The organism is Flavobacterium tructae (genome assembly GCF_002217475.1).
GTDB classification, from domain to species: Bacteria; Bacteroidota; Bacteroidia; order Flavobacteriales; family Flavobacteriaceae; genus Flavobacterium; species Flavobacterium tructae.
On sequence record NZ_MUHH01000028.1, the window covers coordinates 133,456 to 147,385 of the forward strand.

Below are 13,930 nucleotides of genomic sequence, written 5' to 3' on the forward strand. Positions count from 1 at the left end.
TGTTAATTTTAGATAAGTTGTTTTGGGAAACAGATGTAATATTTTGTCACCAATTTAGATAACGACCTCAAATTCAATTGATCAGATGCTTCAACAACATCTTCAATTGTTTTGTCTTTTTTGAAAATTCGTATGGGTTCAGCTTCTTTGCTATAAGCCTGGTTTTTAATTTTTCCGCCAAAAATAAAATATCCGGCTTCTAATTGTGTAATATGATGTTCGTTAGCAAATTCTTCCTTCAGCGATTGTAATTCTTCGGCAGGTATTTTTTCTGCGGTAAGCTTGATTTTAAGTAAATCTCTGTTAATAAGCATTTTACTTAAAGTTGAAAGTATAAAATCATTGTGTTTTTGCCAGGCTTTTAAAGCGCTAATAATATCAAAATCATCCAATTGGGAGAATAAATCTAATTTTTCAGCATCAAAATCCTCCAGAGTGACTCTGTTCTTCATAAAATACAAAAGCGGCTCACTACACGGCAGAATTATGCCTTTTAGAGTAAGTTCTTTAGCTCTTTTTAATACCTTCATCAAAATCAATTCGGCCACGAGACTTGTTTTATGTAAATAAGCCTGCCAGTACATCAATCTTCTTGAAAGCAGAAACTTTTCGACAGAATAAATTCCTTTTTCCTCAATTACCAAAGTACCGTCAACTACATTCATCATCTGAATCAAACGTTCAGAATTTACATTTCCCTCGGCTACACCAGTGTAAAAACTATCCCTTTTTAAATAATCCATTCGGTCCATGTCGAGCTGACTTGAGATGAGCTGCAACATGAATTTTCGGTGGTAATCGCCTTTGAAAACCTGAATGGCCAGACTCAGTTTTCCCTCAAATTCTTCATTGAGTTTATTCATAAACAGCAACGAAATAGCTTCATGATGCACATCTTCTACAATACTTTTTTCCATGGCATGCGAAAAAGGCCCGTGACCAATATCGTGCAGTAAAATGGCAATATACAATGCATTCTCTTCTTCAGCTGAAATCGCAACTCCTTTAAAACGAAGTGTATCTACTGATTTTTGCATTAAATGCATGCAGCCTAAAGCATGATGAAAACGCGTATGATTGGCACCGGGATAAACCAAATACGACAAACCCATTTGCGAAATACGGCGTAAACGCTGAAAATACGGGTGCTGAATTAAATCGTAAATAAGTTCGTTCGGTATGGTGATAAATCCGTAAATGGGATCATTGAATATTTTTAACTTATTGATATGAGTCACTATTTGGTTATTTTTAGGTGAACAAATATAAGTAATTAACCATAAACAACTTTGCGTTTTTTACTTAAAAATCAACAAATGTTCCCTTTGAAAATCAATATAATAACATTACATTAAGTAGATTTTCAGAAAAATTAACCATTCTTAATTCTGAATTTTATACTATATTTAATACTTTTTAAGTTCTATACTTCTAAATTGCATTAAAAATTAAATCGTTTATGGACAAGATAAAAATACTTTGGGTCGATGATGAAATCGATCTTTTAAAGCCACATATATTATTTCTGGAGAAAAAAAACTACACTGTAACCACCTCTAACAATGGTTTAGATGCGATTGCATTATTTGAAGAAGACAATTTTGATATTGTTTTTTTAGATGAAAATATGCCCGGAATGAGTGGTCTGGAAACACTTTCGGAAATGAAAGAGAAAAAATCAGCTATTCCAATGATTATGATTACCAAAAGTGAGGAAGAGTATATCATGGAAGAAGCTATTGGCTCCAAAATTGCCGATTATCTCATAAAACCGGTAAATCCGAATCAGATTTTGTTAAGTCTGAAGAAAAATCTGGATCATTCGAGGCTAATTTCTGAAAAAACGACATTAGATTATCAAAAGGAGTTTAGAAAAATATCCATGGAGTTGGCTATGGTTAATTCTTTTGAAGATTGGATTGAACTTTATAAAAAGTTAATTTTCTGGGAATTAGAACTCGAGAACATCAACGATCAGGCGATGATAGAAATTCTTGAATCTCAGAAAGTAGAAGCCAATTCGCAATTCGGAAAATATATCGAGAGAAATTATGAAGACTGGTTTGCTCCAAAGGCAGACAAGCCTGTTCAATCGCACAATTTATTCAAAGAATTAGTAGTTCCGGAAATTAAAAAGAAGGACAAACCTATTCTATTTGTGGTAATTGACAACCTGCGTTATGATCAATGGAAATCTTTTGAAACCGTAGTTTCCAATTATTATAAACTGGAAAAAGAGGTTCCGTATTTCTCCATTCTTCCAACCGCCACCCAATATGCCCGTAATTCAATCTTTTCAGGTTTATTACCGATAGAGATGGAAAAACAATTTCCGCAATATTGGAAAAATGATGTTGAAGATGGTGGAAAAAACCTTTTTGAAGCCGAATTTCTATCGGCGCAATTAAAACGTTTAGGTTTAAACATTAAAGAGGATTATTTCAAAATTACGAATTACGCCGGAGGGAAAAAATTGGCAGAAAACTTCAAAGCTTTAAAAGGAAACGACCTTGTAACCGTAGTTTATAATTTTGTTGACATGCTGTCACATGCCAAAACTGAAATGGAAGTGGTAAAAGAACTGGCTTCAGATGACAAAGCCTATCGCTCACTGACTTTAAGCTGGTTTAAGAACTCGCCGCTGCTCGAAATTATACAGCAGGCGCAACTTTTAGGTTTTAAATTGATTTTAACAACAGATCACGGTACTATTAATGTAAAAAATCCGTCGAAAGTGGTTGGAGATAAAAATACAAGTTTAAATTTGCGCTACAAAACCGGTCGTAGTTTAACGTACGAACAAAAAGATGTGTATGTTGTCAAAGAGCCTAAAACAATCGGTTTGCCAGCGATTAACATGAGTAGTTCGTTTATTTTTGCTAAAAACGATTACTTTTTGGCCTATGTAAACAACTACAATCACTATGTGAGTTATTATAAAAACACTTACCAGCACGGAGGGATTTCGTTAGAAGAAATGATTATTCCGTTTTTGGTATTTAATCCGAAATAGAAAAAGTTCTCAGTCACGGTTTTCAGTCTCAGTTTAGAGCTGAGACTGAAAACTGAAAACTGAGACTAATTAAAACAAACAAGAAATGAACATCGTTTTTTCATTAGATCAAATTAAAGAAGTAGCAACTCAAATTTTAGCAGCAAATCCAAAAAAAATCATTCTTTTCAATGGAGAAATGGGTGTTGGAAAAACTACCTTAATCAAGCAATTGTGTAAAAATCTGGGAGTTCAGGACGCAACCAGTAGCCCTACCTTTTCTTTAGTTAATGAATATTATACTTCTGACAATCAAATTGTTTATCATTTTGATTTTTATAGATTAAACAAAGAAACTGAAGCGCTAGACATGGGAGTTGACGATTACTTGTATTCCGGAAATTGGTGTTTTATTGAATGGTCTGAAAAAATTGCAAGCTTACTCCCGGAAGAAACTTCAACCATCACAATTGAACTGCTGGCAGATGGAAAAAGAGAATTGAAATTATCCTAAAACTTTCAACAAAAGGCGAAAGGTCTACATAAAGATACTAAGAAAATAAAAATGAATACCCAAAATACTGTAGAAATAATCTCTTTTTCAACTGATTTAAAAGAATACATTAAGATTCTAAATTTGGAATGGCTTAAAAAGTATTTTAAAGTAGAAGAAAAAGACGAATTGGTACTTTCTAACCCACAAGAAGAAATTATCGATAAAGGCGGACTAATCTTCTACGCCAGATATAACGGTGAAATTATTGGAACTGTTTCCTTAATGAAAGTCGATAACTATACCTTTGAATTGAGCAAAATGGCTGTTTCAGATCAGGCACAAGGTCTTGGAGTTGGAAACAAACTGTTAACACATTGCATGGCTGTTGCAAAAGAAAACAATATTAAAAAGCTGTTTTTGTATTCCAATCGCATACTGTTTCCTGCGCTTCATTTGTACCAGAAATTTGGTTTTACTGAAGTTCCTTTAGGTGACGTCAGTTACGAAAGAGCGGACATAAAAATGGAGAAAATTCTGTTGTAATTCTTAAACAACTATTAGCAGAATTTTTACATTGATTTTAAAACTTTTTACGTAATTTGTACTCTTAATTTTTTGCACAACCCATGTCAATTACCTTAACTCCATTTACGAAACAGCAATTGTTGCCACAAGAAGAAAAACTTGAAATTGGCCGATTCAAAAGTGAGCTTTTTATAGGAATTCCTAAAGAAACAAGTTATCAGGAACGTCGTATTTGTCTGACTCCGGATGCTGTTAGTGCGTTGACATATGAGGGACATAGGGTAATGATTGAATCAGGAGCCGGAGAAAGTTCCAGTTACACCGATAAAGAATACTCTGATGCAGGAGCTGAAGTAACAAATGACACAAAGAAAGTCTTTGGTTGCCCAATGCTTCTTAAAGTAGAACCTCCTACAACAGCCGAAATTGAAATGATCAATCCGGAAACCATCATAATTTCGGCCATTCAATTAAAAACTAAGAAGAAAGCATACTTTGAAGCTTTAGCACAGAAAAAAATAACGGCACTGGCTTTTGAATACATAAAAGACGAAGATGGCTCGTATCCTGCTGTAAAATCGCTAAGTGAAATTGCAGGAACAGCTTCTATTCTTATTGCTGCCGAATTAATGATTACGGACGAGTTTGGAAAAGGCCTTTTGTTTGGTAATATTACCGGAGTCCCTCCTACTGATGTTGTTATTCTGGGTGCCGGAACCGTGGGTGAGTTTGCTGCAAAAACCGCCATAGGACTGGGTGCAAATGTGAAAGTTTTTGATAATTCAATTACCAAATTACGCCGTTTGCAAAACAGTCTTAACCAACGTATTTTTACTGCAACGGTACAGCAAAAAGCGCTGCTAAAGGCTTTAAGACGTTGTGACGTGGCGATTGGTGCCATGCGTGGTAAAGAACGTTGCCCTATTATTGTTACGGAAACAATGGTTGAACACATGAAAAAAGGGGCTGTAATTGTAGATGTGAGTATTGATACCGGAGGTTGTTTTGAAACTTCGGAGGTTACCACTCATGAAAAACCGACCTTTATAAAAAGCAATGTGCTGCACTATTGTGTACCTAATATCCCTTCCAGATATTCTAAGACAGCTTCATTATCCATAAGTAATATCCTTACTCCTTATTTGCTTCAAATTGCAGAAGACGGTGGTCTGGAAAGTGCTATACGATGCAATAAAGGATTAAAAAACGGAATTTACATGTATCACGGAATCCTGACCAGTAAAGCAATTGGAGAATGGTTTGATTTACCGGACAACGATATTAATTTACTTGTATTTTAAGGGAACTTTAATGTACCTTTGCAAAAATTATATTTCATGAAGTTCGTACATCGTTTTGCATATTATTTGGTTGGTTTGGTTATGGGATGCTTTTTTGTAGCCCTTGTGTTCAGTGGAAAAGACACACGTTGCAATTACTTTCCAAACGCCAGAGTTTTAAATAATTTACGCACTAAGCCTTTTCAGTATTCCGAAAAAGCAATTCAGACTTTAAATGAAAAATGGGTTGACACCGCAGATATTAAAAGCACACTGACATTTGGTGATGTTGATTTTGACAAAAGCAATGTTCCTGTAAACAAAGGAAAACTTTATATAATCGAAGGAAAAACAGCTAAAAATCAAGAGATAATTTTAAAAGTAGTCAACTACGAGAACAAAGCTATTCTGGAAGAGATTATTAAAAAAGACACAAAAGAGTAAGTGTGTCATTTTAATAATTAGCGACAATCAGTTTTTGTTATAAAAGCTGATTTTAACTAGCTATTCGTTTCTACAGCCAGTCGATTTCTTTGATTGCTTTGGATTTCAAAAAATCATTGGTTTTGCTAAAATGTTTGTTTCCGAACCATTTTCCCTGATTAGCACTCATAGGCGAAGGATGTCCGGATTCTAAAACACAATGTTTAGAACGATCAATTTTAGCGCCTTTTTTGTGAGCAAAGCTTCCCCATAACAGGAATACAACATTCTCTTTTTGATCCGAAATGGCTTGAATTACTGCGTCTGTAAACAAATTCCACTTCAAATGTTTATGGCTATTTGGACTGTCTTTACGAACTGTCAAGGATGCATTTAAAAGTAAAACACCTTGTTTTGCCCACTTTTCAAGATTACCTGATGTTGGCATAAAGATCGAATCGAGATCGTCATTTAGTTCCCTGTAAATATTTCGCAGTGAAGGGGGAATTTTAACGGAATCATTTACAGAAAAACTCAATCCATTGGCCTCTCCTTCTCCATGATAAGGATCTTGTCCTATGATGACAACTTTTAAGTTTTGAAAAGTACAGGTATTAAAAGCAGAGAAAATCAATTCTGCAGGTGGATAACAAGTATGTGTTTGATACTCAATTTCCAAAGTTTTCATGAGCTCAGAAAAATAAGTTTTTTGATTTTCATCTTTTAATACCGTTTCCCAATCAGGAGAAAGATTGATTTTCATTTTTTAAATTTTATCACAAATTAAGCAAAGTTTTTTTCAAAGTACTAATTAATAGTACTATTTCGTTACAAAACTTTGTAACTTTGAACCTTTACAACTTACGATATATAATGATATCTATAACCGAAAAAACGTTACAAGATTTACAATTTCCTACAGTACTCGAAACCATCTCAGCAGGCTGTAATACTGATATAGGAAAAGAAAAAGCTTTACAAATAACACCTTTTAGAGATCAGGAAACTTTGATGCAGGCTTTAATGCAAACATCAGAATATGTTTCCTCCTTTCAAAATAATAACGCCATTCCCAATCACGGGTTTGACGCCATAACTCACGAGATTAAGTTTCTGGCAATTGAAGATAGTTTTCTTGAAGTGGGAAGCTTTAGAAAAATTGCTACACTCTCTTCTACCTCAAATTTTTTACTAAATTTTCTTAAAAAGTTTGATGATTATTATCCAAATCTAAATGCTAGAGCTTCACGTGTTGAATACACAAAAGATATTGTGACCACTATTGATGCTATTGTAGACAAATATGGTGAAATAAAAGACAATGCTTCACCGGCTTTATTAAGCATTCGTCAGGGTATGAACCTGGTTCGTGGTAAAGTAAACCAAAGTTTCGGAGTCGCTCTTACACAGTACAATAGTTTAGGTTATCTCGATGATATAAAAGAAAGTTTTGTGCAAAACCGAAGAGTTTTGGCGGTTTTAGCCATGTACAGACGAAAAGTTAAGGGCTCTATTTTAGGAAGTTCGAAAACCGGAAGTATTGCTTATATCGAACCTGAAGCTACATTAAAATACTCCAGAGAATTAGCCAATTTAGAATACGAAGAGAAGGAAGAAATTACCCGAATTTTGAAGCAATTATCCAATGCAATTCGTCCGTACTTGCCTTTATTAATTGAATATCAGGATTTTTTGAGTGATATTGACGTTGTTGCCGGAAAGGCAAAATATGCGAATCGAATCAACGGAATCCTGCCTACTATTACAGAAGAAAGAAGGTTGTTTTTCAGAGAAGCGTATCATCCGATTTTATATCTGAACAACAAACAGAAAAATGAAGTTACTCATCCGCAAACCATTGAGCTAAAGCAAGACAATCGTATCATTGTGATTTCGGGACCTAATGCGGGTGGAAAAACAATTTCACTAAAAACAGTAGGTTTGTTACAGTTAATGCTGCAATCCGGGATGCTTATTCCGGTTCATGAACGAAGCGAAACATTCTTATTTGACAGAATTTTAACAGATATCGGAGACAATCAATCTATTGAAAATCATTTGAGTACCTATAGTTACCGATTAAAAAACATGAACTACTTCCTGAAGAAGTGTAACAAGAAGACTATGTTTTTAATTGATGAATTTGGTACAGGATCTGATCCGGAATTAGGTGGTGCTTTGGCAGAGATATTCCTGGAAGAATTTTATCATCGTGAAGCTTTCGGAATTATAACCACTCATTATTCCAATCTAAAGATTTTGGCTAATGAATTGCCATACGCAACCAATGCCAATATGATGTTTGATGAAAAGACTTTAGAACCTATGTACAAACTGGCTTTAGGTCAGGCCGGAAGTTCATTTACTTTTGAAGTAGCTCTAAAAAATGGGATTCCTTTTGGATTGATTAATCGTGCTAAAAAGAAAATTGAAGTAGGCAAAGTTCGTTTTGATAAAACAATTGCTACCCTTCAGAAAGAGCGCTCCAAGCTTGAAAAAACTTCTCTTAATCTAAAAGAGGAAGAAACCAGGGCTCGTGAAGAAAGCAAAAAGATGGAAAACATCAACGTTAAGATCAAGCAAAAACTGGAAAGTTATCAGGAATTATACGATAGCAATCAGAAAACGATTTATATCGGTCAGAAAATCGAAGATATTTCAGAGAAATACTTTAACAACAAAAACAAAAAGGAACTTATTGGTGAATTTTTGAAAATAGTTGAGATTGAAAATTCAAAACGCAAAAAGGCGACTCCAAAAGAAACGAAAGCAATAATTGAAAAGAAAAAAGAAGTAATTGCTGAAATCACAGTTAAAGTGGAGGAAATTCGAAAAGAGAAAAAAGAAAAGAAACTTAAACCTGTAGTTGAAAAACCAAAACCAATTCTAAAAGTTGGTGATCGTGTAAGAATGCTCGACGGAAGATCTGTTGGAAGTATTGATGCTATCGAAAAAAATAAAGCAACAGTAAATTACGGCATTTTCACATCGAAAGTCAGTTTAGATGAGTTGGAGTTGGTTGAAGCGGTTAAAAAGTAATAAAATTTACGTTTTTCTTGGCAAAATTCAAAATAAAGCGATTTAAAGCGCTAATTCTTTAAAAACGAATAAGAAGGTCGTTATGTTTTAAAATTGCCATAAAATTATTTTATTAAAGCTGTTTTCAATCTTCAAAAACTATTAAAACTAAAAAAGTAATAGATAATAGGTATAATTATATTATTCTATCAAAATACCATCTGTTTAAAAAATGATTGATTTACCCGCAAATAAAAAAATAGTTCTCTTCGATGGCATCTGCAATCTCTGCAACTCTGCCGTGCAATTCATAATCAAGCATGATAAAAAAGACATTTTTAGATTTGTGGCTTTGCAATCAGAATTAGGAATTTCAATTTGTAAACATTTGGGGATTAGTTATGCAAAAATGGACAGTATTCTATTATTCAATCCTGACTCTGCGTACTTTTACAAATCATCTGCAGTAATAGCTATTGCAAAAGAATTTGGTGGTCTTTGGAGATTATCAGAAATTTTCAGGATTGTTCCTATTTTTATCAGCGACCGTATTTATGATTATGTCGCCAAAAATAGATACAATTGGTATGGTAAAAAAGAAAGCTGCATGATTCCGACAGCGGAATTGAAAGCTAAGTTTCTTTAGAAAATTTCAATTTTTAAATTCCAAATACCAATTTGACGCAATATTATCATTGCGCAATATTTGTCATTTCGAGCAACGAGATATCACATTTGCAAATCGACAAAGATCGAAGAAATGTTTTATGTAATAATAAAAAATCCCAAATTCACAATAACTGGAATTTGGGATTTTTTTATTGAAAGTTTAGATTTTACTATCTAATCAATTTTCTGTATTTCAGACGTTTTGGAGTTAAATCACCACCAAGACGTTTCTTTTTGTTTTCTTCATAATCAGAGAAACTTCCTTCAAAGAAATAAACTTCAGAGTCTCCCTCAAAAGCAAGAATGTGTGTACAGATTCTATCTAAGAACCATCTGTCGTGAGAAATAATTACAGCACAACCAGCGAAGTTTTCTAAACCTTCCTCAAGTGCACGAAGTGTATTTACGTCAAGGTCATTCGTAGGCTCATCCAGTAAAAGTACGTTTCCTTCTTCTTTCAAAGTCATTGCTAAGTGCAAACGGTTACGCTCTCCACCGGACAACATTGATACTTTTTTGTTTTGCTCACCACCTCCAAAATTGAAACGTGATAAATAAGCTCTTGAGTTTACCTGCTTACCTCCCATCATTACCAATTCCTGACCGTCAGCGAAATTTTCCCAAATTGATTTGTTTGGATCAATGTTTGAATGTGACTGGTCAACGTAAGCAATTTTTACAGTTTCACCAACTGAAAATTCTCCACTATCAGTTTGTTGTTCTCCCATAATCATTTTGAAAATAGTCGACTTACCGGCACCGTTTGGCCCAATAATTCCAACAATTCCCGCCTGTGGTAAAGTAAAGTTCAAATTATCGTACAATAATTTATCCCCAAAAGCTTTTGCTACATTTTTAGCTTCAATCACATTGGTTCCTAAACGAGGACCGTTCGGGATATAGATTTCCAGATTCTCATCCAGTTGTTTTTGATCTTCATTCAATAATTTGTCGTAGTTCTGTAAACGGGCTTTTTGTTTCGTTTGACGACCTTTTGCTCCCTGACGAACCCACTCCAACTCGCGCTCTAAAGTTTTTCTTCTTTTAGAAGCCACTTTTTCTTCCTGAGCCATACGGTTTGATTTTTGATCCAACCATGAAGAATAATTTCCTTTCCATGGAATACCTTCACCTCTGTCTAATTCTAAAATCCAACCCGCAACATTGTCTAAGAAATATCTATCGTGCGTTACGGCAATTACAGTTCCGGAGTATTGTGCTAAATGTTGCTCTAACCAAAGAACACTCTCAGCATCAAGGTGGTTGGTAGGCTCATCCAAAAGCAATACATCAGGCTGTTGCAGTAACAAACGACATAGTGCTACACGACGGCGCTCCCCTCCTGAAAGGTTTTTAATTGGTGTATCTCCTTCCGGTGTACGTAAGGCATCCATTGCAATTTCAAGTTTTGTATCAATTTCCCAGGCACCAAGAGCATCAATTTTGTCTTGCAAAGCTGCCTGACGATCCATCAACTTGTCCATTTTATCCTGATCTTCATAGTTTTCAGGAAGACCAAACAAATCATTAATCTGATTGTACTCTTCTAAAACTGCCATGGTTTCAGCTGCTCCTTCACGAACAATTTCGATAACTGTTTTAGAATCATCAAGTATTGGTTCTTGCTCTAAGTAACCAACAGTATAACCCGGTTGAAAAACAACATCACCCTGGTAGTTTTTATCAACTCCTGCAATAATTTTTAAAAGTGAAGATTTTCCGGAACCATTAAGTCCCAAAATACCAATTTTCGCTCCATAGAAGAAACTCAAATAAATATTTTTAAGAACTGGCTTGTCTGCTCCCTGATAGGTTTTACTCAATTTTTGCATTGAGAAAATTACTTTCTTATCGTCTGACATTTGATTTATTTTTTATTTTTATGTTTATTTTTTTGTGATTCTTTAGAGAAACCTACTTAAATATATTTTAAACTCTTCCTTTCAAAGCGTTAAAAACCCAGGCGTTTGCAATAAAACCAACTCCGGTTGCAGCAAATCCCCAGCCCGAAACGTCTCTGTATCTAAAAGCGCCAAGACCTATAAGTAACAAACCCATAAGTACCATTATAAAAGTAGCCCATCCCAGGATGGTATTTTTATTCATTCCCATAATTGCTTTATTAGTATTTTAAAAGTAGTAATTTTTTAGAGATGCAAATATCGTGAATTTCCATAGATCTTAAAGTGTTTTTTGTACAACATATTTTAAAATTGTTTCATACAAAATATCTGGATCAACCGGCTTATCAAGTTTTTCTAAAATTTTGGCCCTTTGAAAATCATCGTTACCTATATTTTCGCAAATGGCCGTTAAAGCTACGATTGGTATTTCAGGTTTTAAATTACTAATAATTGCCGATGCCTCAAAACCGTCCATAACAGGCATCATTATATCCATCAATATTATGGCATAATTTTTAGCTTTAACTTTCTCAACTGCTTCAAGTCCATTATTAGCTACATCACATTTAAAACCTTTATTGATTAAAATTTTCTTGGCAATCATCTGATTCATTTTATTATCCTCAACTAATAAAATCTCGATATCTGTAAGTTGTTCAATTTGTCTTTCAATATTATTAAAAACAATTTCATCATGGCTTTCTTTAGAAATTTCAAAATCAATTACAAACGAAAAAGTAGTTCCATCGCCTTTTTTAGATTTAACTTTTATCTGGCTTCCAAAAAGTTCTAACGTTCTTTTTATAATGGACAACCCCAGACCACTTCCGCCGTAATTACTATTGATCTCAGTCGATTCCTGTATGAATGGTTCAAATATTTTGCTTTGTACATCTTCTGAAATTCCAATTCCCGTGTCAGAAACTTCAAATTTAATGCTTTCTTTACCATTAGCAGAATCAATTAATTCTGCTTTTAAAGTTATTTCGCCATTTTTAGTAAATTTTGCGGCATTCGTCATCAACTCCATAATTACCTGAGTAAATCTTATTTCATCACACTTTAAAGTAGGTGAAATTTCACCATCAAAATCAAGTACGATTCTATTCTGGTTCAGATTATTGATTCTAAACATTTCAATGATGGAGTTTAATATTATTTCCAGGTTAATGTCTTTGTATTCTAAGCTAACAGTATCATGACGCTTTAAATTTTTAAAATCTACCATATTATTGATAAAGCCCAGAAGATAATCTGAAGAAAAATTTAAATTTTTAATATAATCTTCCTTTAGAAGTTCCGATTTTTCACTTTTAAGCAAATATGCTGTTCCTTTAATTGTATTTAAAGGAGTTTTCAATTCATGCGTTACCACATCAAGAAAAGTATCTTTTATTTTTGATGCCTCATTCAGCTCTCTATTTATTTTTTTTAACTCTAAGTTTTTCTTCTGTAGAATTAAATTGACCTTCATTTTATATTTAGATGCTCTAAATTGAATTATAAACAGAACTGTCAATATCAGAACAATCAACAATGCAAAAATCAGCAAATAATTTTTATAAGATTCACTTACGCTTTCAAGTCTCGCTTCATTAATTTTCCCTTTATTCTCAATATTTTTTATTTTTAAAGTACTGTTTAGCTTGTTTGATTTTTGAACAAGCCTCATTTTATACTGATTGAGTTTAACATATTCAGATACTGAAATTTGGTACAACTTTGCCGCAGTTTCCAGATCTCCTATATTGTAATAATACATTGCTTTTAATTCATTCAGCTTAGCTCCATAAGGAAACCTTCCGTCTGTAGTATTCGTTTTCGTTTCTTCTGCAAGTGTCAGATATTTGTATACGCTGTCATTTTCTTTTAAATGGTAATAATCTTCAGAAATGAAGAGATATAAATTTGGTATCTTGAAATTGTTCTTCTCGAATGTATTGCTTTTCTTAATGTTTTCAAGCGAAGTCATCGCAAAATCAATAGATTTCCTATAGTCTTTAGAGGTTTTATAATAAACGGAGAGGTTGTAGTTTATATTTATATTATCCTCATAGTTACCATATTTTTTTATTAATCTTTGCGCTTTCAAATCATACTCATGCGACAATGACTTACTGCCTTCATAATATCTCAGATCACCAAGAGCTTCATGCAGTAGGGCTAACTCACGCTTGTTATTGTATTTTTTTAAGATTTGAAAATTTTCAAGAAGATAAGCATTTGGGGTTCCAAAACTTTGTAAATAGGAAATTAGTTTAATACTCTCTCTGTGAAAGAACAAAAGACTTGCCGTATCTTTTTTTGTTTTCAGATAAGCTTTTGTTTTATTTAAGATTTTAAGTCCTAAAAGATGATTTTCAACATTCTCTGTTTGAATTAACTTTTTTACACTATCAATCTTTGACAGAATAATGTCTGAGTTTGTTTTTGAGAGAATCTGAGACTGCGAATGACTCTTAAAACCAGTTAAAAGACAAACAAATAGCGCAAGAATAGTCCTTATTCTTGAAATGCGTAAATTTAAAGTAGATGGGGCCACCGAAATTTTTTATATAAATTATTCAGGTAATATAGTAAATTTAGATTGTTTTTACCAAAATTTTAATACATTATATACTAC

At 33.5% G+C, this 13,930-nt stretch carries 12 protein-coding genes; 7 read left to right on the forward strand and 5 right to left on the reverse strand.

The annotated features are described in order from the left end of the window. Positions 1 to 8: 8 nt before the first annotated feature. Entirely contained in the window at positions 9 to 1,238 is a 1,230-nt protein-coding gene (locus B0A80_RS13675) for an HD domain-containing protein (RefSeq protein ID WP_089077629.1), read from the reverse strand. 221 nt (positions 1,239 to 1,459) lie between these two features. Between B0A80_RS13675 and porX the strand changes: the two genes are divergently transcribed. The 5 genes from porX to B0A80_RS13700 all read left to right on the forward strand — a co-directional run bounded on the left by porX (position 1,460) and on the right by B0A80_RS13700 (position 5,737). Continuing rightward, the gene (gene porX, locus B0A80_RS13680) at positions 1,460 to 3,013 is read left to right on the forward strand and encodes a T9SS response regulator signal transducer PorX (RefSeq protein WP_070908097.1); all 1,554 of its coding nucleotides are present in this window, start codon (positions 1,460 to 1,462) and stop codon (positions 3,011 to 3,013) included. Positions 3,014 to 3,098: 85 nt separating this feature from the next. Then, positions 3,099 to 3,506: a tRNA (adenosine(37)-N6)-threonylcarbamoyltransferase complex ATPase subunit type 1 TsaE gene (gene tsaE / locus B0A80_RS13685; RefSeq protein ID WP_017497518.1), complete on the forward strand. Its 408-nt coding sequence runs from the start codon at positions 3,099 to 3,101 to the stop codon at positions 3,504 to 3,506. Between the two features lie 51 nt (positions 3,507 to 3,557). After that, positions 3,558 to 4,031, forward strand: coding sequence for a GNAT family N-acetyltransferase (locus tag B0A80_RS13690; protein ID WP_089077630.1), 474 nt, complete (start codon positions 3,558 to 3,560; stop codon positions 4,029 to 4,031). A gap of 83 nt (positions 4,032 to 4,114) precedes the next feature. Then, on the forward strand, positions 4,115 to 5,314 hold the full coding sequence (locus B0A80_RS13695) for an alanine dehydrogenase (protein WP_089077631.1): 1,200 nt from the start codon (positions 4,115 to 4,117) through the stop codon (positions 5,312 to 5,314). 36 nt (positions 5,315 to 5,350) lie between these two features. Further along, on the forward strand, positions 5,351 to 5,737 hold the full coding sequence (locus tag B0A80_RS13700) for a DUF4258 domain-containing protein (RefSeq protein WP_017497521.1): 387 nt from the start codon (positions 5,351 to 5,353) through the stop codon (positions 5,735 to 5,737). 70 nt (positions 5,738 to 5,807) lie between these two features. Here the strand turns inward: B0A80_RS13700 and B0A80_RS13705 are convergent, their stop codons facing one another. Next, positions 5,808 to 6,479 carry a uracil-DNA glycosylase gene (locus B0A80_RS13705; RefSeq protein WP_089077632.1) on the reverse strand — a complete coding sequence of 224 codons (672 nt, stop codon included), beginning with the start codon at positions 6,477 to 6,479 and terminating at the stop codon, positions 5,808 to 5,810. Positions 6,480 to 6,589: 110 nt separating this feature from the next. Here B0A80_RS13705 and B0A80_RS13710 point away from each other — a divergent pair, with 110 nt between their 5' ends. After that, a complete protein-coding gene (locus B0A80_RS13710; RefSeq protein WP_089077633.1) occupies positions 6,590 to 8,755 on the forward strand; it encodes an endonuclease MutS2 in 2,166 nt (721 codons plus the stop codon). 211 nt (positions 8,756 to 8,966) lie between these two features. Then, positions 8,967 to 9,380 carry a thiol-disulfide oxidoreductase DCC family protein gene (locus B0A80_RS13715; protein WP_070908101.1) on the forward strand — a complete coding sequence of 138 codons (414 nt, stop codon included), beginning with the start codon at positions 8,967 to 8,969 and terminating at the stop codon, positions 9,378 to 9,380. 193 nt (positions 9,381 to 9,573) lie between these two features. On the opposite strand, the gene ettA is transcribed toward B0A80_RS13715, so the two are convergent. From ettA to B0A80_RS13730, 3 genes are all read right to left on the reverse strand, one after another. Next, on the reverse strand, positions 9,574 to 11,265 hold the full coding sequence (gene ettA / locus B0A80_RS13720) for an energy-dependent translational throttle protein EttA (RefSeq protein WP_026110094.1): 1,692 nt from the start codon (positions 11,263 to 11,265) through the stop codon (positions 9,574 to 9,576). Positions 11,266 to 11,332: 67 nt separating this feature from the next. Continuing rightward, positions 11,333 to 11,515 carry a CAL67264 family membrane protein gene (locus tag B0A80_RS13725; protein ID WP_017497526.1) on the reverse strand — a complete coding sequence of 61 codons (183 nt, stop codon included), beginning with the start codon at positions 11,513 to 11,515 and terminating at the stop codon, positions 11,333 to 11,335. Between the two features lie 69 nt (positions 11,516 to 11,584). Beyond that, positions 11,585 to 13,849 carry a hybrid sensor histidine kinase/response regulator gene (locus B0A80_RS13730; RefSeq protein WP_089077634.1) on the reverse strand — a complete coding sequence of 755 codons (2,265 nt, stop codon included), beginning with the start codon at positions 13,847 to 13,849 and terminating at the stop codon, positions 11,585 to 11,587. Positions 13,850 to 13,930: the final 81 nt, after the last annotated feature.

What these genes read in the sequence shown, in the direction of transcription:
- B0A80_RS13710 (WP_089077633.1), top strand. Translation starts at nt 6,590, where the DNA reads ATGATATCTATAACCGAAAAAACGTTACAAGATTTACAATTTCCTACA.
- B0A80_RS13700 (WP_017497521.1), top strand. Translation starts at nt 5,351, where the DNA reads ATGAAGTTCGTACATCGTTTTGCATATTATTTGGTTGGTTTGGTTATG.
- ettA (WP_026110094.1), bottom strand. Translation starts at nt 11,265, where the DNA reads ATGTCAGACGATAAGAAAGTAATTTTCTCAATGCAAAAATTGAGTAAA.
- B0A80_RS13690 (WP_089077630.1), top strand. Translation starts at nt 3,558, where the DNA reads ATGAATACCCAAAATACTGTAGAAATAATCTCTTTTTCAACTGATTTA.
- B0A80_RS13695 (WP_089077631.1), top strand. Translation starts at nt 4,115, where the DNA reads ATGTCAATTACCTTAACTCCATTTACGAAACAGCAATTGTTGCCACAA.
- tsaE (WP_017497518.1), top strand. Translation starts at nt 3,099, where the DNA reads ATGAACATCGTTTTTTCATTAGATCAAATTAAAGAAGTAGCAACTCAA.
- porX (WP_070908097.1), top strand. Translation starts at nt 1,460, where the DNA reads ATGGACAAGATAAAAATACTTTGGGTCGATGATGAAATCGATCTTTTA.
- B0A80_RS13725 (WP_017497526.1), bottom strand. Translation starts at nt 11,515, where the DNA reads ATGGGAATGAATAAAAATACCATCCTGGGATGGGCTACTTTTATAATG.
- B0A80_RS13715 (WP_070908101.1), top strand. Translation starts at nt 8,967, where the DNA reads ATGATTGATTTACCCGCAAATAAAAAAATAGTTCTCTTCGATGGCATC.
- B0A80_RS13705 (WP_089077632.1), bottom strand. Translation starts at nt 6,479, where the DNA reads ATGAAAATCAATCTTTCTCCTGATTGGGAAACGGTATTAAAAGATGAA.